Below are 22,549 nucleotides of genomic sequence, written 5' to 3'. Positions count from 1 at the left end.
ATTCATTTGAGAAAAATTATTGTAGGTTCAAGAAGAAGCAAGCTGGCGTTGACACAAACCAACCAGTTTATCGATAAGTTAAAAGCGGCGGGATCGCCATTTGAATTTGAAATCAAGGAAATCGTCACGAAAGGCGATCGCATTGTTGATGTTATGCTGTCAAAAGTCGGCGGCAAAGGTCTTTTCGTCAAAGAAATTGAACAGGCACTGTTCAATAAAGAAATCGATTTTGCTGTCCACAGCATGAAAGATATGCCTTCTGTATTGCCGGAAACGCTAACGATAGGATGTATTCCAGAACGCGAAGATCCGCGCGACGCGTACATCGCCAACGACCATGTGAAATTATTGGACCTTCCGATTGGAGCAGTTGTCGGAACAAGCAGCCTGCGCCGCAGTTCACAGCTTTTGCTGTTGCGTCCGGACCTTGATATCCAATGGATCCGCGGCAACATTGATACACGTCTTGCAAAATTGAAGGCGGGCGATTTTGACGCCATCATTTTAGCAGCAGCCGGTTTGAAGCGGATGGGCTGGAAAGATGATTTAGTGACGGAATTCCTGGAAGTCGACGAGTGCCTGCCAGCTATTGGTCAAGGCGCGTTAGGGATTGAATGCCGCGAAGACGACAAAGAACTGTTGGCGGAACTTGCTAAACTCAATCATGAAGAAACAGCTTTGGCGGTCAATGCAGAACGCAAATTCCTGCGTGACATGGATGGCAGCTGCCAAGTGCCGATTGCTGGATATGGAACGGTGAAAGATGGAGAAATTACATTTACAGGATTGATTTCTTCACCCGAAGCGGATCAGGTGTTCAAGGAAACAGCGATCAGCCGGGACCCGATCGAAGCCGGCCGTGAAGTGGCTGAGAAAATCAGTGCACAAGGCGGCTACGATTTGATTCAACGCGTTAAAGCTGAGAGCAATGTCTGAGAAAGCTCTTTTGCTTCAAGGCGAAATCATCGTTTTCACCGGCTCCAGAGAACCGGAGGAAGCGGTTCACCTTGCACAATCACTGGGAGCGGAGACGCTTTATGTACCACTCGTCACCACTGAAGTCCGCCAGTTGGACAAGCCGGACCTCAGTGGCTACGATTGGTTGATTTTCACGAGCCGGACCAGTGCACAGGCATTTTGCCAGCTCGATGAAAACGTGACGGCAAAAATTGCGGCTGTCGGGGACCAGACGGCTGCCGTACTGCAGCAACATGGCTACACCGTTGACTTTATACCACGGGTTTTTAGTGCCGACCATTTCATCCAGGAGTTTCCGGTTGTGTCCGGTAAAGTCAACTGCCTGTTCATCAAAGGCAATTTAGCGAAAAACACCATTGCTTCGATGCACATGCAAGTGGATGAGTGGACGGTTTACGATACCGTGCTGGATTTGAACAATGCAAAAAAACTGGCGAACCTGAAAAATGTCACCATCCTATTTGCCAGTCCCTCTGCTGTGTCGGCATACCGGCAGGCAGGAGGAGACTGGTCGGATATCCGCACCGCTGCCATTGGACACGTCACAAAACAAGCCATTGAGGCAAACGGCGGAACTGTGGATTTCACACCTAAAAAATATACCTATTTGGAAGTCATCAATGAAATAGCGAAAGGAAGTTTACCGAAATGAAAGAATTGAATTTTAACCGTCACCGCCGTTTACGCGGTTCTGCCAATATCCGGTCGATGGTCCGCGAAACGAGCTTACATAAAGAGGATTTCATTTATCCGATTTTTGTCGTTGAAGGCGAGAACATCAAACATGAGATTTCATCAATGCCAGGTGTTTACCATTATTCATTGGATAAATTGGGTGAAGAACTGGATGAAGTCGTGGATCTTGGAATTCCTTCTGTCATTCTTTTCGGCGTACCGAACGAAAAAGACGCAGTCGGCACACAAGCTTATCACGATCACGGCATCACGCAGGAAGCGATCCGTTTTGCAAAAAATCGCCATCCGGAACTTGTGGTCATCGCTGATACGTGCCTATGCCAATACACCGATCACGGCCATTGCGGCGTCATCGAAAACGGCGTTATCCTAAACGACGAATCTTTGGATCTGTTGGCGCGTACTGCAGTCTCTCAGGCAAAAGCAGGAGCCGACATCATCGCCCCGTCGAATATGATGGACGGGTTTGTTGCAGCGATCCGCTACGGCTTGGACCAGGCAGGCTTTGAAAATACGCCGATTATGTCTTATGGCGTCAAATATTCTTCCGCTTATTACGGACCTTTCCGTGAAGCGGCTCATTCAACGCCTCAATTCGGCGACCGCAAAACCTACCAGATGGATCCGGCAAACCGCATGGAAGCATTGCGTGAAGCAACTTCTGACGTTCAAGAAGGCGCAGATTTCATGATCGTCAAACCGGCATTGTCTTATTTGGACATCATCCGCGAAGTCCGCGATAATTTCGATATTCCGATTGTCGCTTATAATGTTTCAGGCGAATATGCCATGGTCAAAGCGGCAGCGGCGAACGGCTGGATCGATGAAGAGAAAATCGTTTTGGAAACCTTATTGAGCATGAAGCGCGCAGGAGCGGATATCGTAATGACCTATCACGCAAAAGATGCAGCACGCTGGTTGGAGGGAACTAAATGACATACGAAAAATCATTGGCAGCATTCACAGAAGCGAAGAAACTAATGCCGGGCGGCGTCAACAGCCCGGTCCGTGCGTTTAAATCGGTCAATATGGATCCGATCTTCATGCAATCCGGCAGCGGAGCGACCATCACGGACATCGATGGCAATACGTATATCGATTACGTCCTGTCATGGGGGCCGCTGATTCTGGGCCATGCCCATCCGGAAGTCGTCAAAGCGATTCAGGAAACGGCAGCGCTTGGAACATCATTCGGCGCACCGACTGAACTTGAAAACACCATGGCGAAATTGGTCATGGAACGCGTTCCTTCGATTGAAATGGTCCGCATGGTATCTTCCGGTACGGAAGCGACGATGAGCGCATTGCGCGTAGCACGTGGCTATACCGGCCGCGATAAGATTTTGAAATTTGAAGGCTGCTACCACGGCCACGGCGACAGCTTGCTGATCAAAGCAGGTTCAGGCGTCGCGACGTTGGGCTTGCCGGATTCACCGGGTGTTCCAGCGTCGATCGCTAAAAACACCATCACGGTTCCATACAACGACCTTGAAAGTGTCCGTTTAGCTTTCCAGGAATACGGCGACGATTTGGCTGCCGTTATTGTAGAACCGGTTGCCGGCAATATGGGCGTTGTGCCGCCAAATGAAGGCTTCTTGACGGAGCTTCGCAATTTGACGCACGAAAACGGCACGATTTTGATTTTTGATGAAGTCATGACCGGTTTCCGTGTCGGCTTCAATTGCGCACAAGGCTATTTCGGCGTAACGCCGGACATGACTTGCCTCGGCAAAGTCATCGGCGGCGGATTGCCGGTCGGTGCGTTCGGCGGCAAACGTGAAATCATGCAGCAGGTTGCACCAAGCGGATCGATCTATCAGGCTGGCACCTTGTCAGGTAACCCATTGGCGATGCGTGCAGGCTTTGAAACCTTGTCCCGTCTGACGGAAGAAAGTTACGACGTGTTCATCGAACGCGGTAACCAGCTTGAAAAAGGGTTCCGTGAAGCGGCGACGAAATACAATATCCCGCATACCGTCAACCGTGCAGGTTCGATGATCGGGTTCTTCTTCACAAACGAAGAGGTAGTCGATTTCGAAACAGCAAAAACTTCGGACACCGAGTTGTTCGCGGACTATTACCGCTTGATGGCGGAAGAAGGCATTTTCCTGCCGCCGTCCCAGTTTGAAGGCATGTTCCTTTCGACTGCCCACACGGAAGAGCATATTGCAAAAACCGTGGAAGCATTCCATACCGTATTTGCTAAGTTGGCACGTTAAGCAACAAGAGAGCGCTGAAGCGTCTGGTTCATCCAGATGCTCCAGCGCTTTTTTTTCGGTTAATGATTAATAGAAAGACTGCGGGTGGATAACATCTACTGCCCACGAATGGAGGTCTTTCGTGTAACATAGAAAGAACTAACAGCGCTTGGAAAAAGGAGGGATGATGGTGAGGGCATTTGGAGTGACCGCGCTCATAGCGGCGGCAGCGGGAGCGGTGTTTGAAGCGGTCGGGATGTTTCTGCCTTGGCTGCTTGGGCCGATGTTCGCGTTGCTGTTGGTCAATCAATTTACGAAAATTCCTTTATACTGGCCAAAAATTCTGCGGACAGTGGGGCTGGTGATGCTCGGCGTGCAGATCGGTTCCTCGTTTACGCGGGATGCAGTGCTGTTGATGGTGGTGGATTTGCCGTACATGGCGTTCATGACGGTATCGGTCGTGGCGCTGTCGATTGGGCTCGGCTTGTTGTTCAAGCGCATGGTCCATGAAAGCCTGGCGACCAGTTTGCTTGGATCGATCCCCGGCGGCTTGGCACAAATGGTGGTTATTGCGGAAGACGTCAAGTCAGCGAACATCACCGTCGTGACGATGATGCAAACGATCCGGATTTTCATGGTAGTGACCATTGTGCCGTTCCTGACGATTTTTCTGAACGGCAGAGGCGCAGGAGAAATGGAGCAGCGGCTTTTTGCGTTTTCCCCGCTGTTATTCGTTATGGCGTTCGTTGTCGGATGGGCGCTTTACGCCGGCATGAAAAAAATCGGCTTTCCGGCTGCTGAACTGCTGGCGCCTATACTGACCCTGGCCGCCGTACAGACTGTTTCAGGCGATGTCCTGATCGATATGCCGTACTGGTTGATTGCGAGCGCACAAGTGTGTATCGGAGCGAATCTCGGCTTGCAGATGGAAGGGATCGGCGATAAGCTGACGTTCCGTTTGGGTGCTGCGATTGTTTTGAATAATATCCTGCTGATCGGCTTTACTGTCTTGATAGCCTTCGTGTTAACGGCTTGGCTGCCGGAATACATATTCCTCGACTTCTTCTTAAGTGCAGCACCCGGCGGCATCGCGGAAATGGCGATCACGGCGCTCGCCGTTGGAGGAGATGTGGCACTCATCACCGGCTTCCAGCTGTTTCGTTTGTTCTTCATCCTGCTGGTGGCGGCGCCGCTTGTGTCATTCATTGTAAAAAAACTTGACGCTAAAAGCGGATATTGAGTACAATAAGGGTAATTAGATAATCATGCGTTGAAGAGGATAGTAGAATGTGCGTGCATTTCAGAGAGAAGGCTGATTGGTGAGAGGCTTTCATGGACACATATTTGAATGTCACCTTGGAGCAGTTGCCGTGAACAGAGTAGCGGGAACCGGACTTAACATCCGTTATGAAACTTGAGAGCCAGGTCTGAAAATGGACCTGTGTATAAAGGTGGTACCGCGAAAAACTCCTTCGTCCTTTACAGACGACAGGAGTTTTTTGCGTTGTGCCAGAAATTAGAGGAGGAATTCCAATGACTGAACAGATGTCGACCAAGTACGATCCGCAATCGATTGAAAAAGGGCGTTACGATTGGTGGGTCAACAACAAATTCTTCGAAGCGAAACCGGAAAGCGGCAAAACGCCGTATACCATTGTGATTCCCCCGCCGAACGTTACTGGCAAGCTGCATTTAGGGCATGCCTGGGATACAACTTTGCAGGACATCATGACACGCATGAAACGCATGCAGGGCTTTGACGCACTTTGGCTTCCAGGAATGGACCATGCCGGCATCGCGACGCAGGCGAAAGTGGAAGGCAAACTGAAAGAAGAAGGGCGTTCACGCTACGATTTGGGCCGCGAAGCATTTCTTGAAGAATCATGGAAATGGAAAGACCAGTACGCTGGCCATATCCGTGAGCAATGGTCAAAATTGGGCCTAGGCCTCGATTATTCCCGTGAGCGTTTCACGTTGGATGATGGATTGTCAAAAGCGGTTCGTGAAGTTTTTGTAAAATTATACGAGAAAAAACTGATCTACCGCGGCAAGTACATCATCAACTGGGATCCGGCGACGAAAACCGCCATTTCCGATATTGAAGTTATCTACAAAGACGTACAAGGTGCGTTCTATCATATGCGTTATCCGCTAGCAGACGGCAGCGGCCACATTGAAATCGCGACTACCCGTCCGGAAACGATGCTTGGCGATACAGCCGTAGCGGTTCACCCGAAAGACGAGCGCTACCAGCATTTGATCGGCAAAAAAGTCATCCTCCCGATCATCGGCCGTGAAATGGAAATTGTTGCGGACGACTATGTGGATATGGAATTCGGAAGCGGCGCTGTTAAAATCACACCTGCCCATGACCCGAATGACTTTGAAATCGGCAATCGCCATAACCTTGAACGCGTCCTGATCATGCACGAAGACGGTTCGATGAACGAAAACGCCGGCAAATACGAGGGGCTTGACCGCTTCGAATGCCGCAAGCAGATCATCAAAGACCTGCAGGACATGGATGTTCTATTCAAAATCGAAGAGCACCTGCATTCCGTTGGCCATTCAGAACGCAGCGGGGCAGTTGTTGAGCCTTACCTGTCGACACAATGGTTCGTTGACATGAAGCCTTTAGCTGCGGCTTCGGTGGAAGCGCAGAAAACAGATGCGGGCGTCAACTTCGTACCGGATCGCTTCGAGAAGACGTACCTGCACTGGATGGAAAACATCCGCGACTGGTGTATTTCGCGCCAACTTTGGTGGGGACATCAGATTCCAGCCTGGTACCATAACGAAACAGGCGAAATCTACGTAGGTCATGAAGCACCGGCTGACGCTGAAAACTGGACGCAGGATGAAGACGTTCTGGATACGTGGTTCTCATCTGCCCTATGGCCGTTCTCGACACTCGGCTGGCCGGAAGAAAACGATGATTTGAGCCGCTACTATCCGACCGATGCTTTGGTTACGGGTTACGATATCATCAATTTCTGGGTATCCCGCATGATTTTCCAGGCGCTTGAATTCACTGGTGAAAAACCGTTTAAAGACGTGTTGATCCATGGTCTTGTACGTGACGCGGAAGGACGTAAAATGTCCAAATCGCTCGGCAACGGCGTCGATCCGATGGATGTCATTTCGGAATACGGAGCGGATTCGCTGCGCTACTTCCTGGCGACCGCCTCATCACCTGGCCAGGATCTCCGCTATTCGAACGACAAAGTCGAGTCCGTTTGGAACTTTGCCAATAAAATCTGGAACGCTTCCCGTTTCGCGTTGATGAATATGGAAGGCATGACGTACGACCAAATCGATTTGTCCGGCAAGAAATCCGTAGCGGATTCATGGATCCTGACCCGTTTGAATGAAACCATCGAACAGGTGACGGAACTTGCAGAACGCTATGAATTCGGTGAAGTGGGACGCTCGCTCTACAACTTCATCTGGGACGATTTCTGTGACTGGTACATCGAAATGTCAAAATTGCCATTATACGGCGAAGACGAAGAAGCGAAGAAAATGACGCGTTCGGTTCTTGCCTATGTACTGGATAACACGATGCGCCTATTGCATCCGTTCATGCCGTTCATCACGGAAGAAATCTGGCAGAACCTGCCGCATCAAGGCGAATCGATCACAATCGCCGCATGGCCGACAGTGGATGATTCCCTGACGGACCAAAGCCAGTCTTCAAGCATGAAGCTGTTGATGGATGTCATCCGTTCCGTACGGACCATCCGTGCGGAAGTGCAGTCGCCGATGAGCAAGAAAGTGCCATTGACGATTTCAGCGAAAGACGCGAATACGCATGCCGTACTTGAAGCGAACGCAGCGTACATCGAACGTTTCTGCAACCCGGAAACATTGACGATCGGCCAAAACATCGAAGCTCCTGAAAAGTCGATGTCAGCTGTCGTGTCCGGTGCTGAGTTGTTCATGCCGCTTGAAGGCTTGATCGATATCGATGCAGAGCTTGCGCGTCTGAACAAGGAACTGGAAAAATGGGCGAAAGAAGTGAAACTCGTCAGCGGTAAGTTGTCGAATGAACGCTTTGTTTCCAAAGCACCTGAAGCCGTTGTTGCAGAAGAACGTGCGAAGCAAGCCGATTACGTGGAAAAACACGCAACGGTTGAAAAACGCATTGTAGAATTGCAGAACCTGTAAGAATAAGAAAAACCGCTTTCCCGGATGGGAGAGCGGTTTTTGTGTTTTATAGGGATGTTCCGCAAACCAGCTCCGCTTTCCTATGGGCTTGCGCCGAACTAACTTGGGCTTAGCGCCCAAGTGGATTTCATATATATCGCTGCGCTGCTCCCACGGGAGTCTCCGCTAGTTTGCTCCATATCCTATTATTTAAGAAGAATAATATAAATTTTTATTTGTTAACAGCTAAAGAATTCTTAGAAGAAAGAACATAATGAATAAAAAAGTCATTCTGCAGTTAAACTTACATAGCTCTAAATTTGGTATATAGACGTGGAAACTAAATACGCACTTCGAATTCGCTTATTCTCTTAGCTTCGAAGCTAGCGAAGCGATGCAGAAGCAGGAGTTTTATAACTCTTACTTTAGGAACTCGGCCCTATGCGACCAAAGCGATTTTATGATTTCTGACTACCTACTTCGGCCGATCTTCCTGACGATATGGTGCATGTTTTTCAAGTTTCCGCATATGCTCAACTAATAGCTCGGCGATGTTTTCTTCATGCGTCTCGTAAAAGGAGCGGGCGCCGACGGGATCTTCGATTTCATTGAACACGTGCCTTCCGTCTTCGAGCAGCAGAAAGTCGATGCCGATATAGTCGCTGTTCAAGGCGCGGGCGATTCTCAGGACGTCTTTTTCCTGCGCAGCGCTAAGTACGTACTTCTCAATGTTTCCACCGAGCGAGTAATTGGCCTTGAAGGAATCCTTAGAACTGCGTTTGACGGCACCGACGAGTTCTGTGCCGATGACGTAGGCGCGGACATCTGACTGGTGTTCGACCACCGGCTGAAAAACAAGTGGGGAAGCGGCGGTTGGAATGTCTTTAGCCTTATCAACGAGCCATACCTCCGAACCGCCATGGCCGTCAGCCGTTTTGGCGATGCACGGAAATTCCATCGCTTCCCGGTAGGTCGGGATTGCTTGTACACCGATCAGCAGGAACAACTGGTAGCTTTGCCATTTATCATTGGCGATGCGATTGACCTCGGCCCGGTTCACCAGATGGATTCCGTGGTCTTCCAAAAAACGGGCAGCTTCAGGTCGACGTGCGCGGAACAGGACAGTTTCACCCTGCAACTTATCCACAAGCATTGCTTGGCCATTTTCGCTCCAGTCATCCCATTTGATCAGCTCGAACTCGCCAAAGCGCTGCAATTCTTCGATAAATCCATAGTTGCGTTCGGCATCATCCGTTTCGTAGAGAAGTTTCATGTTAAGTCCTCCAATATATAAGCGATCATGGCATCTGCGACATTGACTCCCGTGACATTCAAGATGTTGCGGATATGGGCAGCGGCATTCACTTCACAAACCAGTGGTTCTTCGTTTTCACCGAACAGCAAATCGACTCCGGCGAAAGTTGCACCGACTGCCTGAGCGGCTGCGAGTGCGAGTTCCTGCTGGGCTGCGGTCAGTTCGATGGGTGAAGCTACGCCGCCATTGGTGATGTTGGCGCGGAAATCGGTGTCCGAATGGCGGTACATGGCAGCGACAATCTTTCCGCCGACAATATTGACGCGGATGTCACGGCCGCGGCTCGTAGCGATGAACTCCTGAAATACAAAATCGATGCCTCGAAGACTGTCGACTTTTTCGTAGAACTGCTCTTCGGTTTCGATCAAGTAGACCTTCATGCCGAATGAGCCATGGCCTTCCTTGATGATCATCGGCAGCTTCAGCCGGTCGATGATCTCTTCGAAATAACCGGAATCCATAATGGAGAAATTCGGGTAGACTTTCGGCGCGACAATCGTTCGTGGCATCGGCAAGCCTTCTGCAGCCAGCTGGACGTATTGTGTGGCTTTATTATCACATAAATCGATGACGGAAGGGTCGTTATAGACCGGTACGCCTCGACTCTTCAAAAAATATCCAAGCAAGATATCTTTATCCAATAATATTGCAAAATCAGGTATACTGAAGTTAACTGATAAATCCATCACGGTTTCGTAGTTTTTCTTGATCGTTACGGCGATGCCGGCTCTTTCTGCAGCTTCAGCGACAAGCCTGGCTTGGTCTGCAAACTTATCGGAAACCAGGCTTCCGTTGTAAATAACCCAACAACTCGTCATATCCATTCCACCTTCGTGCTATAATCATACTCAAAAAGTGTATCATGTTTACCGCGGAAAAGAGGCTTCTTATGATAATTGGACTTGAACAATACAAAAGCAAATGGAATATACATACAGATTCATCCATCCATCCGGGACTGGAGGCCATAACGGCTGCACTGGAAGAGCTGGGGAATCCTCATCAAAGCGGCAGGTTCATTCATTTAGCAGGAACCAATGGCAAAGGATCAACAGCTGCGTTCCTGTCAGCAATCCTCCAAGCGCATGGTTATCGCGTGGGAAATTTCTATTCGCCCTGCATTGAAGATCTTCACGATCAAATCCAGATCAACGGGGAGCCCGTCAGTCCGGCTGAACTTAGCCAAGTAATGGAACGCTTGAGCCGCTTAAAAACACCTTTGACTGATTTTGAGCTTTTGACGGCTGCGGCATTCGTCGTTTTCCAGGAACAATCGCCCGATTTTGCCATCATCGAAGCAGGCATGGGAGGAGCGCTCGACAGCACCAATGTCATCGATTCCGAAATTGCCATCATTCCATCGATCGCCATCGACCATACTCATTTCCTAGGGAATACAATAGAAGAAATTGCCCGCCACAAGGCCGGCATCATAAAGAAATGGAAGCCTATCGTCATCGGCGAGCTGCCGAATCCGGCTATGAAAATCGTTCTGGAAACGGCTGACCGTCTTCACGCCGAAGTGATATGCCCTAACCAGGATATTGATGTTCCATTGAAGTTAAAAGGGCCGCATCAGCAAAAAAATGCCTCATTGGCAATAGAAGCTGCGAAAGAACTTCTTAGGTTGGATTTCAATGAAGACAAAGCGCTGCTCGGCCTTGAATCCGCAACGCTTGCGTACCGGTTTGAAGAAGTCTATCCAGGAGTCATTTTTGACGGCGCCCATAACGAAGCGAGCATTGATGCATTGGTTGCGACGATAAATGAAACATTTCCGGAGCGGCCGGTCCACATCGTCATGGGGATATTCAAAGACAAGGATTATGTAAGTGCCCTGCGTAAGCTGGAAACGGTCAGCGATCATTTCACCTTTGTTGATTTTGACAATGAACGTGCATTGCCAGCCAAAATATTATATGAAGAAAGTAAAAGCAAAAGAAAGACAATTACAAATTTATGTGATATATTACCTGTATATAAAGAAGAAGAAGAGACTATAGTCACAGGTTCTCTGCATCTTCTCGTTTTATTGCGAAATACCGCAAAATCCTTTTTTCAGCATTATCAAGCATAGTAGTTGAATAGCGTGAACATCATTTAATTTGTTTCAGAAAGGGGAGATGGTATGGGGAGTAATTTTACACGTAAAAAAATTCTTTGGTGCCTATGGGCTTTAATTGTTCCGGCAGGCCTGGTTATTGTTTATCATTTCTTCCCGCCATCTGTAGCCGACCCGTGGAATTTACTGGCGTATGTGCTGTTTTTTGTATTGATGAGCTTGATGCCGATGAACATCAACGGCGCTTCGACTTTTTTGGTGCAATGGGTGACGGTGGCCTTGTTCCTGAAGTATGGCCTTTTTATCGAAATGCTGGTTTCCCAAGCCTCCATGTTGATTGTGCTGTACCGAATCCGGACGAATGAAGAACAATCGCTGCGGATTCCATTCAACTCACTGATGTTTTTCCTGGTTTCCTTGATTGCCGGACTGGCTTACATAGGTGCCGGAGGCCAGATCGGATCATTGGAGCTGACGCATGTCATCGTTTACGGATTGGTTTTTCAGGTAGTATCTGTTCTCAGCAACCAAGTCATCTATAAGTTATATGATTATACGACCGGCAATCGCAGCAAATTCTTTTCCATCGATGCCATTTGGGACTTTGTATTGATGTTGGTGATCTTCCCATTTGCCATTGCCTTGTACATGTTCGAATCGTATATCGGGATTCCGGCACTCGTTTTACTGGGCGTTCCATTTTTCATCATGGCCGCTGTCATGAAGAAGTTCACCAGCTCGGAACAGGTGAACATTGACTTGAAAAGAGCTGGAGCCATTGGCCATCAGCTTGCAGATCGTTTGGAGACCAATGAAGTGCTCGATCAATTTGTCGTGCAGGTCGCCAAGATGTTCAAAGTCGAATATGCCTATGTCATCGATTACCGGGATGGCCAACAACAGATGCTGCGGATTTACGAAAACAATCAACTGCAGCCGCGTGAAATTGCATCGATTCCTTATAATAGAGGAATTGCAGGAAAAGTGATCGTCACCAACGACTCTTACATCTATGATGAAAAAAGCCAGTGGCAGGACCTGATCACGGGAAATCTTCCAAAAGATACAGAAAGTCTGATGGCTACGCCGATTGCCCGCAATAACAAAACAGAAGGCGTCCTGGTGCTGGCGTCGAAAAAGAGATACGCTTTCGCTAAACACCAGCTGCAGATCTTAGAAATCCTCAGTACCTATTTTGCCGTATCGCTGGAAAAAACCAGCTATATGCAAAAAGTCATCGCGAAAAGCGAACGTTGTGGACTGACCAAATTATACAATTACCGCTATTTGGATGAAAGTCTGGAAAGCTGCATCGCAGAAATGCATAAAGGCAAGCTGGAGCAGCTGTCGCTGATCATGATGGACATCGATCATTTCAAGAGCATCAATGACCGTTACGGCCACCAAAGCGGCAATGATATTTTGGTTCAACTGGCTGCTATCCTTACAGAGGAAATTGGTGAAGAAGGAACCATCGCTCGTTATGGCGGTGAAGAATTTGTAGTATTGCTCACGGACTACAGCAAAGACTTGGCCATGCTGCTCGCTGAAAACTTGCGCAGACGCATCGAAAAACATGAATTCCTCATTAAGAGCGATCTGGGAGACGACCGTGGACAACAGATTGTCCACATCACCTTGAGCATCGGGGTATCCACGGCGCCGGATGACAGCGATGAAGGGATGGCATTGATCCGGAATGCGGACCGCGCGTTGTATATCGGAGCAAAACAAGCTGGGCGGAATAAAGTCGCAGCATACTCAAAATAAGGCTACAGCAGGGATTACTCCCTGCTGTAGTCTTTTTTCCTATTTTGAAAAGAGTTTTATTGTTATTTTTAACAATAAATTTTGAAGTTCATGATAAAACACTGTTCAACGGGGCGGAAAGAATGTAATAATGTAGCTAAGTTAATGTTTAGATAAAAAGTTTCTTTTAATAGGAATAAAAAGGGATATATTCATGTATGTTTGAGGAGGCGAAGCCGATGAGTATGAATGATAAAGGATTAACCTTAGTCGAAGTATTGGCAGCGGTAGTCATATTAGGCATCCTGTTCGTCGGCATTATGTCCATCTTCCCTCAAATGACCTTATTTAATGCAAAAACAGAAACCAAACTGGATACCATGAACCTGGCAAGGCAGGAGATGGCTAGTATAGTCGGAGCAGCAGAGTGGCAAGGAGAACGTGACCTGGCCGATCCTTCTATATATGAAGATTTCAAAGCAGTACTAAGTGTCAAAATGCCCGCAGCCGGCTATGCTGAAATTGCTCCGAACCCTGATTTTATTCGTTATGTAAAAGTGGATGATTATCGCTATGAAGCTGACATTTACCTCAGCTGTCAGCCCTTTCTGGAAGAAGATGAAAATAGTTTGAAATGTCATGATCCGAGCTTGGCGCAACTGCATAAAATCCATCTGAAGGTTTATGAAGGCAGCCGCGTCAGCAGCGAAACTTATTCATATATTAAATTTGTCATCGAAAAGAAGGCTGATTGATATGAAAAAAAACGAAAAAGGAATAACCTTGGTCGAACTTCTTGCAGCGCTCGTTCTGGTTTCCCTCATCGCTGGCGTTGCGTGGACGGCAATGTCGATTGGCTTTAAGCATAGTGTAGTTGAAACTTCAAAAACCCAAATCCAACAGGATGCTAATTTGATTATCGCGAAACTAGCATCTGCCCATAGAAAAAGTGATAGTTACTCGCTTGGTTTTGAAAATGGACAGCTTGTATTGAAAACCTGCTTTGATGATGAAGGTTGCGGTTCTTTCGAAAGAGTCCTGGATAAAACCTATAACTATGAAGAAACAGCCATCAATGGGTCCGTTTATACGGGAGCACCTTTTACCGAAGTTATCATCTTGCCAAAAGAACAGAATACTGCAATCAACTTAAAGCTCATTTCAGGAAAAACAACGATCTCTATCGATACAGTCTTGACTAGAATCATTACTGGCATGTATAAGAGGGGGCTGGAAAATGAAGCATCTTAAACATCAGCAAGGCTACGCTTTATTGATCGTGTTATTGGTTGTAGTTTTATTTATGGGCATATCCGCAACTTTTATCGCCGGGTCTATGAACCATGCAAGACAGGAACAGACAATCGATGTTACCAATCAAGCAGTGGCAGCTGCGGAAATGGGAACACTTTACTTCACTTCGGATTTTGAGCGGGAGCTCAAAATGCTTAAGCAAGAAATGAGTGATCAGACGCAACTTAAGCTGAATTCGTTGATTGAGTGTATTAAATATCCTCTTGGCACGGCTTGTGATACGGAATTCGAACGAGACCAATGGGAAAGTAATATTGATGATGAAATGAAAACATTATACATTGAGCGCATCCTAGCTAAAGTAAAAGAGCTTCATGACCGAATAGGAGTTAAAACAGTTCCTTTTTCTGCTGAGGAAATCGATTATTCGGTGTCTGATGTGACTGCGACAAAGTTGAACGCTGACTTAGCTGATGTCGAATCAGCCTCTCCAGACAAAAAAGAAGTAGCATCCATCAAGATTGATATGGTGGTCGAAGGCTCTACCGATATTACGTCCCAAGGCTCTTCAGATAAAGTTTTAAAGCATTTGACTGCAAAATTTTATGTGAAAATACCTGAGAGTTTTCTAAATGCCGAAGAATCCATCAAAGTGGATACAATTCTAGTTACAAAAGATGAAGATTTGACTTATGAAAAAATATTTACATTGATTCCACCGACTCGTTCCTGCGCTGATCTTCTGCAGAGCGTTGTTGATAAGACAGCTACAGCTCCTTATGAATGTGCAGCAGCATCCGGAGAGAAATTAAATATTTTTATTCAAAAAATCAAGGCATTAAATTTCGATCCTGCCGATTTTCGGGTTTATACCAATGATTTCGGTAATTATGTTTGTAATAATAACTGCAATAACTTAAATTTCGAAGGCATCAATTTGGTGGTTCAGGAAAATGATGCTGCCGCATCCAACAATATGAATAACCTTATTAATGCCAACCTTATCATCAATGGTAAGTTGGATGCCGGAAATAACCTGATTAATCTGGGGAAAAATGGAGTTAAACAAACAATCATCGTCAAAGAGCTGACAGTGGATGTCAATATCAAAAATATGTACTATACCAATTTTCTCATCCTTGGGTATGACACGATTAATGGAACATCGAAAATAGCAAATATAGATTGGAAAAACCATATTGAAATTTCCAACTATTCAAGGCTTTGCCTGGATATCGACCGGATTGACAGTGATGACCTGAAGCGACTGGCACAGGAAATCGAGTTTTCGGAAAGTGGGGCTCTATCTTATTTTTCAACAGATAAAGACAAGTTTTTTGAATTGAAAACTGTGAATAATGTAGATCGAACCGTTACAATCGACAAAGTTACACATAAGATGACCGATCTTTTTGTTCAACGTGAAGACACGTACTCAACTTTTTTGGAAAATTGCGGCGTAACTCTCAAAAACACGAGCACACAACCATTAGACGTCTCGGTACCGAATCCGATTGATACTGAAATTGAGATGGAGATCAAATATTAAAAGATAGTTTACCAAACAGGAGGATCTACATGATACGCATACTGATTTTCATCATTCTGGCGGCAGTGGTTTTGCCGCTTACTTATCTACTTTTCAAACAGGTTCCGCTCGCTAAGCGGATGACCATTGCCGGAGGCGGACTTGCCGCTGCCGGGATTGCGATACTGATGCAGGGAGCTTATGCCTGGTACATAGTGGCTTTGGCATTGCTGGGTGTGTCGTTTCTGGCCGCTTTCATCTTCATGAAGCTGGTCGAAAAAGAGCAAAACGAAAAGCAGCGCCTGATGGAAGAGCGCCGCGAGCAGAAGCAGAAAAACACCAAAACCTATTTGGCGACAACAGAAGAAACGCCTGTTGCTGCAGAACCAGCCCAAAAGCCGAAACCGTTCGGTATGCAGTCGATTGATGCCGATCGAGAGGAGATTACCCGTGGACAATAAATTATTTGGATTGACTTTTGCAGCCGTTTTCGGCTTAGCGCTATTCGTATTCGGAGCGACCAATGCGGGCGCTTATGCTGTGGATAACTGGCTGTTTCCGACAGAGGAATTCGGCGACAACACGTATATCGGCACGACCGATGTTTCCAATATGGAAGTGGCCTCAGCGAAAATGCTGTTTGCCGGCCAGTCAGAAACTTGGCGCGCAGATGCTGAACTGCATGTCACTTACCAGGATGCAACAGAACAGTACCCACTGGAAAATGCGCAGATTTTACTCGATGAAACAGTGGGCAGTGCAGAGACCGGTTCGCAGAACGGCTTTGTTTTCCAGCTGTCGCCGGATACAACCGGGGCGTTCTTAGCCGAGCATTTCCCCGTCGCCGCTTTTTCGGGAGCAGACGTAGAAGCTATCAATGAGAAGCTGGAAACAGCACTCCAGGTAGGGCAGACAAAAACGAATGTAGCGATCAGCGATGACAGCCTCAGCTTATCCCGTGAAAAAGTGTCGGATGTGGTATTTCCAGCAAGTTTCTCAAGCCTCGACAGTTCAACGGTCATCGATGCCTTAGACGGCATCCAATTAGCGCCGGGAACACAGTTTTCATTTCTTGAATTTATTGCGGAGCTTCCGCTGACAGATATCAGTGATGGGGAGCTGACGCAAATCGCTTCAGCCATCTATGGCGCTTTGCTGCAGACCAATTTCCAAATAGATGAACGCAGCATCGGTTCACAGGTTCCCGCTTCGATTCCGCTTGGACAGGAAGCGGCGATCAACCGCCAGCTTGCAATCGACTTTGTCTTCACCAATCCGAATGACAGTTCGTTCACGTTGAATCTGTCGAAATCCAGCGATTCAGTGAACGCATCCATCAGCGGTTATCCGTTCGTCTATTCCTACGCGATCGGCATTACGGAAGAAACGGATATCCAGCCGCGCTTGATCAAGCAATACAGTGCATTTGTCACGAGTGGCAATAAAGTCGAAGAAACAGGATTGTCCGGCAAGCGGCTGAATGTCATCCGGACGATTCTGGAAGATGATGAACCATTGGAAGTGGAGACGGTATCGAATGATTTCTATCCGCCAGTCCATCGTGTGGAAGTCTATCCACTCACGCAGCCTGCAGCGCCGGAAGCTACAGTGCCCGTCGCCGGTGAACCTGGATTCATCGATGCCAATGGAGACGGCATCCATGACGGAACCACCACGACGCCTATAGCGGGACAACCGGGCTTTGTTGATGCGGATGGCGATGGGATCCATGATGGTCCGACAACACCGCCGACTTCCGGACAACCGGGCTTTGTCGATGCCGATGGGGACGGCGTCCATGACGGAACAACCGCAATGCCGACCGTTCCAACAGTCGGCCAACCAGGCTTTATTGATGCGAATGGCGATGGTGTCCACGACGGCACAGTTACTCCGGAAGTTCCGACAACCGGCCAGCCGGGCTTTATCGATAAGGACGGAGACGGCGAACACGATGTGCCGGCACCAACTGGCCCGGCAAAAGATCCGGATAAAGCCGATGAAAAACCGGTCTATGATAAAGGCGGCAAGATCGTAACAGAGTAAGTGCAAGGAAGGAGAGATCGAAATGGCGATTGTCAGAAGAAGGTTAGGCGACATCTTAGTCGAACAAGGGTTATTGACACAAGCGGATTTACAGGAAACGCTGAACGGCAAACAGAACGATCAGAAGTTGGGTGATGCCTTACTCCAGCGCGGCATCATCACCGAGCAGCAATTGATCGAAACACTGGAAGTGCAGCTCGGCATTCCACATGTCTCGCTGTTCCGCTATCCGTTCGATCCGATGCTGTTCAATGTGGTGCCGAAAGAGTTCGCCAAGCGCAAACTGCTGGTGCCGCTTAAAACCGAAGGCGACCGGCTGTTTATTGCCATGAATGACCCGACAGATTTCATCACCATTGATGATCTTCGGCTGACGACCGGCTTCCAGATCGAACCGACGATCGCTTCAAAAGAAGACATCGTCAAAACCATTGCGAAATACTACGATGAAGAATCGTATGATGAGTTGTTGGAAGAATTGCCGCAGATGGCAGAAGAGCAGCAAAGTGAATTGAACGACCTGGATGCGCCGATTGTCCGGCTGGTCAACCAGATCCTGTCGAACGCCGTTTCGCAAAAAGCCAGCGACGTCCATTTTGACCCGCAGGAAAACCGCATCCTGGTGCGTTACCGGATCGACGGCACCCTCCGCACTGAGCGGATCCTGCCGAAGACCATGCAGCAGATGATCACGGCACGCATCAAGATTTTGGCGAACCTGGACATCACGGAAAACCGCATTCCGCAGGATGGCCGGATCAAGACCACGGTCGATTTCCGTGCCATTGATCTGCGTGTATCGTCTCTCCCGACCGTGTTCGGCGAAAAGATCGTCATGCGGATTTTGGACTTGAGCCAAAACCTCACCGACATCTCGAAACTTGGTTTTAACGACGTCAATATGGAACGCTTTATGCGCGAAATCGACAAACCGAATGGCATCATCCTCATTTCCGGGCCGACGGGTTCAGGGAAATCGTCGACATTGTATGCGGCGCTGAACAAGCTGAATTCCGAGGAAGTCAACATCATCACCGTCGAAGACCCCGTCGAGTACCAGCTGGAAGGCATCAACCAGATCCAGGTGAACGCCAATGTCGGCTTGACGTTTGCGGCCGGATTACGGTCGATCTTGCGCCAAGATCCCGACATCGTCATGGTCGGGGAAATCCGCGACAAGGAAACAGCCGACATTTCCATACGGGCTTCACTAACTGGGCATTTGGTGCTGAGCACGATCCACACCAACGATTCGATCGCGTCGATCACCCGCCTGATGGATATGGGCATCGAGCCCTTCCTCGTGACGGCTTCCTTGAACGCCGTTGTGGCACAGCGTCTCATACGGCGCGTCTGCCGTGACTGCCGTGAAACACAGGGGGCGACCATCCGTGAAAAAGAGATTTTCGCCAAGCGCGGCATCCAGATCGACACCATCGCACGCGGCAAAGGCTGTCCGCAATGCAATATGAGCGGCTATAAAGGCCGTATGGCAATCCATGAAGTGCTGGTGGTGGACGAAGCCATCAAAGACGTCATCAATCGCGGCGGCACCGCAGCGGAAATCCGTGAAATCGCGATAAGAAATAAAACCATCTTCCTCATCGACGACGGTTTATTAAAAGTAAAGGAGGGCATGACAACGACGGAAGAAGTACTTCGCGTTGCCATGACAGACTAACCTATGCCTACGACAACTTTCATCGACCATGTATTGACTGAAGCCAAAGAGCGGAATGTCTCCGATATCCATATGACCACCGGCATTCCTCCGATTTTCCGGATGAACGGCACCTTGATCCAGTTCGGCGACAAAAAACTAATGCCCGACGATACCATGGCGATCGCCAAAGCGTTGATGCCGGAATCCTTATGGGACACCTTCCTGGAAAAAGGCGAGATGGATTATTCCTACTCCATCGCCGGAGTGGCGCGTTACCGCGTCAACTCATTCCATCAGCGCGGTTCCATTTCCCATGCGTTCCGGACCATCCCTTCCCGGATTCCGACCATCGACGACCTGCAAATGCCGGATACGTTGAAAAAACTGGCCGATACGCATCAAGGTTTGATTCTCGTGACCGGTCCGACGGGTTCCGGTAAATCGACGACACTCGCCGCCATGATCCGCTACATGAATGAACACATGACCAAGCACATCATCACGTTGGAAGATCCGATCGAGTATATGCACAAACACGGCACTTCGGTCATCGACCAGCGCGAAGTCGGCTTTGATACGAATTCATTCGCCAATGGACTTCGTGCTGCACTCCGGCAAGATCCCGATGTCATCCTGGTCGGTGAGATGCGCGACCTGGAAACGATCACGACGGCCATCACCGCAGCTGAAACCGGCCATTTGGTCATGGGGACGCTGCATACGTCGAGTGCCGCATCGACCATCGAACGGATCATCGACGTTTTTCCGCACGAACAGCATGCACAGATCCGTACCCAGCTCGGCGGCATCATCAAAGCGGTCATTTCCCAGCGCCTGCTGCCTACTTCTGACGGCAAAGGACGCGTCGCCGCAACCGAGATCATGATTTCCAATCCGGCCATCGCCAACTTGATCCGCTCCGAGAAAGTCCACCAGATTCCGAACGTCATCCTGACGAACCGGGCGTCCGGCATGCACATGATGGAAACGTCTGTCCAGGAGCTGTTGAAAAAAGGCAAAATCACGCGGGAAATCGCCCAGCCATACTTGAAGGGAGCGGAATAACGTGGCCCGTTACAAATACGAAGGCCGCGACCGCAAGAAAATCCGCACGGGCATCGCTGTCGCCAACAGCCGGAAAGAAGCCGTCGCGAAACTGCGCGACGAAGGCATCCGCGTCATCGAAATCCGCGAAATGCCGGCAACCACCTTGCAAAAAGACATCGTCATCGGCAATCCGGTCAAACGCGATCAGTTCATCATGTTCCTGCGCCAATTCTCGACTTTGATGCGCGCAGGGGTGACCATCGTCGATTCCATCCATATCCTGTCCCAGCAAGTCGAATCCAAAGCGCTGCGAAAAGCCCTATCGGAAATCGCGGAAGAGCTGCGCAAAGGAAATTCCTTGTCCGACTCGCTGGCAAAATACCCGAAAATCTTCGAACCGCTGACGATCAACTTGGTCAAAGCGGGGGAGATGTCCGGGAATATCGATGATTCCCTGGAAAGTCTGGCAACGCATTACGACAAAGCCTACCAGACGAAACAAAAAGTCGTTTCGGCGATGTCCTATCCGGTCGTCGTGGGCATCCTGGCGATCGGCGTTGTTATTTTCCTCTTATCATCTATTGTTCCGATGTTTGCCGATATGTTTGAAGGCTTCGGGGGCGAGCTGCCGATGATCACGCAAATCGTCATGGGCGCGTCTGACTTTGTCATGGGCTATTGGTATTTGCTGCTGCTTGGTGCATTTGGGATTGCGGCAGTGATCTGGCTGATGCGCAAGGATCCGAGAGGCAATATGATTCTCGATACGATGCTGTTGAAGATCCCGATCTTCGGCAGAATCCTGCAGAAGTCGGCATTAGCGCGTTTGACCAGAACCTTGAGTTCACTGTTCTCCAGTTCCGTGCCGATCCTGCAATGCTTGACCATGACCGAAAAAGTCGTCGGCAACGCCGTCATGTCGAAAGTCATCTTGTCTTCGCGTGATTCGCTCGAACGCGGCGGCTCCTTGACTGAACCTATGCGCAAGCACTGGGCATTCCCGCCGCTTATCCCGCATATGATCGCCATCGGGGAACAGACCGGTTCACTCGATCATATGCTCAGCAAAGTAGCCGAGTTCTACGAGAAAGAAGTAGATGCTGAAACCGATCGCCTGAAAGCATTGATTGAGCCGTTGATGATTGTATTCCTTGCCGCATTAGTCGGGACTATAGTCTTGGCTATTATGATGCCGATGTTTGAAATGTTCCAGAACGTAGACAATTTGTAGGTTATTTATGTCTTTCCGATTTAAAATATTTTGTAAATAAACAAGAAAAGGCTATTGCTATAATTGGTACTATTGTTATAATTGAGCTGTACTCAAAGTAGTATATAAAAGTAAAAAAATAGGGGGAAAAGAAATGAAAAAATATTTGCAGAAGAAATTGAACAACGAAAAGGGTATGACATTAATCGAGCTTTTGGCAGTTATCGTTATCATTGCAATTATTGCAGCGATTGCGATTCCGGCGATTGGGAATATTATTGATAACAGTCGTGTTGGGGCTTCAAAATCTGACGCTTTAAATGCTTTTGCTGCAGCTGAGTTATATTTAGCTGAAAACGAGGATGCGTTTACTGCTGCTGGAGCAGGTAGTATTACTGCAGATGAATTGACTGGTGGCGGTTATATTAAAGATTTTGGAAGTTTCACAGGAACTGGAGCCACTAAACCTACGTTTGAACTTGTTAGTGGTAATTTGGTGATTTCTGCAACAGCTGTAAACGGTGGAGTTACTGTTGGCTTTACTAAAACCACAAAAGCTAATGTTCAAGCATTAGATAATAGTGATAATACTGCTGCTGCGGTTGGATCTGACGAAGTTCCACCAGCTACTGTTACTGTTACCAGATGATAATATAA

At 48.3% G+C, this 22,549-nt stretch carries 19 protein-coding genes and 1 other annotated feature; of the genes, 17 read left to right on the top strand and 2 right to left on the bottom strand.

The features are described 5' to 3' along the window. Positions 1-6: 6 nt before the first annotated feature. The 6 genes from hemC to Q0785_RS13100 all read left to right on the top strand — a co-directional run bounded on the left by hemC (position 7) and on the right by Q0785_RS13100 (position 8,039). The gene (hemC, locus tag Q0785_RS13125) at positions 7-936 is read left to right on the top strand and encodes a hydroxymethylbilane synthase (RefSeq protein WP_298830444.1); all 930 of its coding nucleotides are present in this window, start codon (positions 7-9) and stop codon (positions 934-936) included. Continuing rightward, entirely contained in the window at positions 929-1,630 is a 702-nt protein-coding gene (locus Q0785_RS13120) for a uroporphyrinogen-III synthase (RefSeq protein ID WP_298830442.1), read from the top strand. The genes hemC and Q0785_RS13120 overlap by 8 nt, the downstream gene beginning before the upstream one ends. After that, positions 1,627-2,610: a porphobilinogen synthase gene (gene hemB, locus Q0785_RS13115; RefSeq protein ID WP_223638280.1), complete on the top strand. Its 984-nt coding sequence runs from the start codon at positions 1,627-1,629 to the stop codon at positions 2,608-2,610. Before Q0785_RS13120 ends, hemB begins: the two co-directional genes overlap by 4 nt. Continuing rightward, positions 2,607-3,893, top strand: a complete 1,287-nt coding sequence (gene hemL / locus Q0785_RS13110) for a glutamate-1-semialdehyde 2,1-aminomutase (RefSeq protein ID WP_298830440.1) — start codon at positions 2,607-2,609, stop codon at positions 3,891-3,893. The genes hemB and hemL overlap by 4 nt, the downstream gene beginning before the upstream one ends. A 166-nt stretch (positions 3,894-4,059) precedes the next feature. Continuing rightward, positions 4,060-5,112: an AbrB family transcriptional regulator gene (locus tag Q0785_RS13105; RefSeq protein WP_298830437.1), complete on the top strand. Its 1,053-nt coding sequence runs from the start codon at positions 4,060-4,062 to the stop codon at positions 5,110-5,112. A 21-nt stretch (positions 5,113-5,133) separates the two neighbouring features. Continuing rightward, positions 5,134-5,355: a binding site (T-box leader), on the top strand. Positions 5,356-5,405: 50 nt separating this feature from the next. Then, positions 5,406-8,039, top strand: a complete 2,634-nt coding sequence (locus tag Q0785_RS13100) for a valine--tRNA ligase (RefSeq protein ID WP_298830435.1) — start codon at positions 5,406-5,408, stop codon at positions 8,037-8,039. Positions 8,040-8,493: 454 nt separating this feature from the next. Here Q0785_RS13100 and Q0785_RS13095 read toward each other — a convergent pair whose 3' ends face one another. Both Q0785_RS13095 and Q0785_RS13090 read right to left on the bottom strand, forming a co-directional pair. Next, the gene (locus Q0785_RS13095; RefSeq protein ID WP_298830433.1) at positions 8,494-9,291 is read right to left on the bottom strand and encodes an alpha-L-glutamate ligase; all 798 of its coding nucleotides are present in this window, start codon (positions 9,289-9,291) and stop codon (positions 8,494-8,496) included. Continuing rightward, positions 9,288-10,151, bottom strand: coding sequence for a RimK family alpha-L-glutamate ligase (locus tag Q0785_RS13090; RefSeq protein WP_298830431.1), 864 nt, complete (start codon positions 10,149-10,151; stop codon positions 9,288-9,290). The genes Q0785_RS13095 and Q0785_RS13090 overlap by 4 nt, the downstream gene beginning before the upstream one ends. A 71-nt stretch (positions 10,152-10,222) precedes the next feature. On the opposite strand from Q0785_RS13090, the gene Q0785_RS13085 reads away from it, so the two are divergent. The 11 genes from Q0785_RS13085 to Q0785_RS13035 all read left to right on the top strand — a co-directional run bounded on the left by Q0785_RS13085 (position 10,223) and on the right by Q0785_RS13035 (position 22,541). Beyond that, on the top strand, positions 10,223-11,410 hold the full coding sequence (locus Q0785_RS13085) for a folylpolyglutamate synthase/dihydrofolate synthase family protein (protein WP_298830429.1): 1,188 nt from the start codon (positions 10,223-10,225) through the stop codon (positions 11,408-11,410). A gap of 51 nt (positions 11,411-11,461) precedes the next feature. Then, on the top strand, positions 11,462-13,165 hold the full coding sequence (locus Q0785_RS13080; RefSeq protein ID WP_298830427.1) for a sensor domain-containing diguanylate cyclase: 1,704 nt from the start codon (positions 11,462-11,464) through the stop codon (positions 13,163-13,165). A 218-nt stretch (positions 13,166-13,383) separates the two neighbouring features. After that, on the top strand, positions 13,384-13,899 hold the full coding sequence (locus Q0785_RS13075; protein ID WP_298830425.1) for a type II secretion system protein: 516 nt from the start codon (positions 13,384-13,386) through the stop codon (positions 13,897-13,899). Position 13,900: 1 nt separating this feature from the next. Further along, entirely contained in the window at positions 13,901-14,395 is a 495-nt protein-coding gene (locus Q0785_RS13070; RefSeq protein WP_298830424.1) for a prepilin-type N-terminal cleavage/methylation domain-containing protein, read from the top strand. After that, complete coding sequence (locus Q0785_RS13065; protein ID WP_298830422.1) at positions 14,382-15,947, top strand: hypothetical protein; 1,566 nt, start codon at positions 14,382-14,384, stop codon at positions 15,945-15,947. The genes Q0785_RS13070 and Q0785_RS13065 overlap by 14 nt, the downstream gene beginning before the upstream one ends. A gap of 29 nt (positions 15,948-15,976) precedes the next feature. Beyond that, positions 15,977-16,387 carry a hypothetical protein gene (locus Q0785_RS13060; RefSeq protein ID WP_298830420.1) on the top strand — a complete coding sequence of 137 codons (411 nt, stop codon included), beginning with the start codon at positions 15,977-15,979 and terminating at the stop codon, positions 16,385-16,387. Next, the gene (locus Q0785_RS13055) at positions 16,377-17,972 is read left to right on the top strand and encodes a VanW family protein (protein WP_298830418.1); all 1,596 of its coding nucleotides are present in this window, start codon (positions 16,377-16,379) and stop codon (positions 17,970-17,972) included. The genes Q0785_RS13060 and Q0785_RS13055 overlap by 11 nt, the downstream gene beginning before the upstream one ends. Positions 17,973-17,994: 22 nt before the next feature. Then, positions 17,995-19,653 (top strand): ATPase, T2SS/T4P/T4SS family, encoded by a 1,659-nt coding sequence (locus tag Q0785_RS13050; protein ID WP_298830416.1) that lies wholly within the window; start codon positions 17,995-17,997, stop codon positions 19,651-19,653. A gap of 3 nt (positions 19,654-19,656) precedes the next feature. Then, a complete protein-coding gene (locus Q0785_RS13045) occupies positions 19,657-20,700 on the top strand; it encodes a type IV pilus twitching motility protein PilT (RefSeq protein ID WP_298830414.1) in 1,044 nt (347 codons plus the stop codon). Position 20,701: 1 nt separating this feature from the next. Next, positions 20,702-21,913 carry a type II secretion system F family protein gene (locus Q0785_RS13040; protein ID WP_298830411.1) on the top strand — a complete coding sequence of 404 codons (1,212 nt, stop codon included), beginning with the start codon at positions 20,702-20,704 and terminating at the stop codon, positions 21,911-21,913. 133 nt (positions 21,914-22,046) lie between these two features. After that, the gene (locus Q0785_RS13035) at positions 22,047-22,541 is read left to right on the top strand and encodes a prepilin-type N-terminal cleavage/methylation domain-containing protein (RefSeq protein WP_298830409.1); all 495 of its coding nucleotides are present in this window, start codon (positions 22,047-22,049) and stop codon (positions 22,539-22,541) included. Positions 22,542-22,549 lie beyond the last annotated feature (8 nt).

Origin of the sequence: uncultured Planococcus sp. (assembly GCF_947501725.1) — a bacterium.
Taxonomy (GTDB): Bacteria; Bacillota; Bacilli; order Bacillales_A; family Planococcaceae; genus Planococcus; species Planococcus donghaensis_C.
The sequence above is the reverse complement of the archived record's forward strand: the minus strand, read 5'-3'. Positions and strand labels throughout refer to the sequence as shown.

Bases quoted from the DNA above. Each gene is read 5' to 3' on its own strand.
- Q0785_RS13120 (WP_298830442.1), top strand. From the start codon at position 929: ATGTCTGAGAAAGCTCTTTTGCTTCAAGGCGAAATCATCGTTTTCACC.
- hemB (WP_223638280.1), top strand. From the start codon at position 1,627: ATGAAAGAATTGAATTTTAACCGTCACCGCCGTTTACGCGGTTCTGCC.
- hemL (WP_298830440.1), top strand. From the start codon at position 2,607: ATGACATACGAAAAATCATTGGCAGCATTCACAGAAGCGAAGAAACTA.
- Q0785_RS13105 (WP_298830437.1), top strand. From the start codon at position 4,060: ATGGTGAGGGCATTTGGAGTGACCGCGCTCATAGCGGCGGCAGCGGGA.
- Q0785_RS13100 (WP_298830435.1), top strand. From the start codon at position 5,406: ATGACTGAACAGATGTCGACCAAGTACGATCCGCAATCGATTGAAAAA.
- Q0785_RS13095 (WP_298830433.1), bottom strand. From the start codon at position 9,291: ATGAAACTTCTCTACGAAACGGATGATGCCGAACGCAACTATGGATTT.
- Q0785_RS13090 (WP_298830431.1), bottom strand. From the start codon at position 10,151: ATGACGAGTTGTTGGGTTATTTACAACGGAAGCCTGGTTTCCGATAAG.
- Q0785_RS13085 (WP_298830429.1), top strand. From the start codon at position 10,223: ATGATAATTGGACTTGAACAATACAAAAGCAAATGGAATATACATACA.
- Q0785_RS13080 (WP_298830427.1), top strand. From the start codon at position 11,462: ATGGGGAGTAATTTTACACGTAAAAAAATTCTTTGGTGCCTATGGGCT.
- Q0785_RS13075 (WP_298830425.1), top strand. From the start codon at position 13,384: ATGAGTATGAATGATAAAGGATTAACCTTAGTCGAAGTATTGGCAGCG.
- Q0785_RS13070 (WP_298830424.1), top strand. From the start codon at position 13,901: ATGAAAAAAAACGAAAAAGGAATAACCTTGGTCGAACTTCTTGCAGCG.
- Q0785_RS13065 (WP_298830422.1), top strand. From the start codon at position 14,382: ATGAAGCATCTTAAACATCAGCAAGGCTACGCTTTATTGATCGTGTTA.
- Q0785_RS13060 (WP_298830420.1), top strand. From the start codon at position 15,977: ATGATACGCATACTGATTTTCATCATTCTGGCGGCAGTGGTTTTGCCG.
- Q0785_RS13050 (WP_298830416.1), top strand. From the start codon at position 17,995: ATGGCGATTGTCAGAAGAAGGTTAGGCGACATCTTAGTCGAACAAGGG.
- Q0785_RS13045 (WP_298830414.1), top strand. From the start codon at position 19,657: ATGCCTACGACAACTTTCATCGACCATGTATTGACTGAAGCCAAAGAG.
- Q0785_RS13035 (WP_298830409.1), top strand. From the start codon at position 22,047: ATGAAAAAATATTTGCAGAAGAAATTGAACAACGAAAAGGGTATGACA.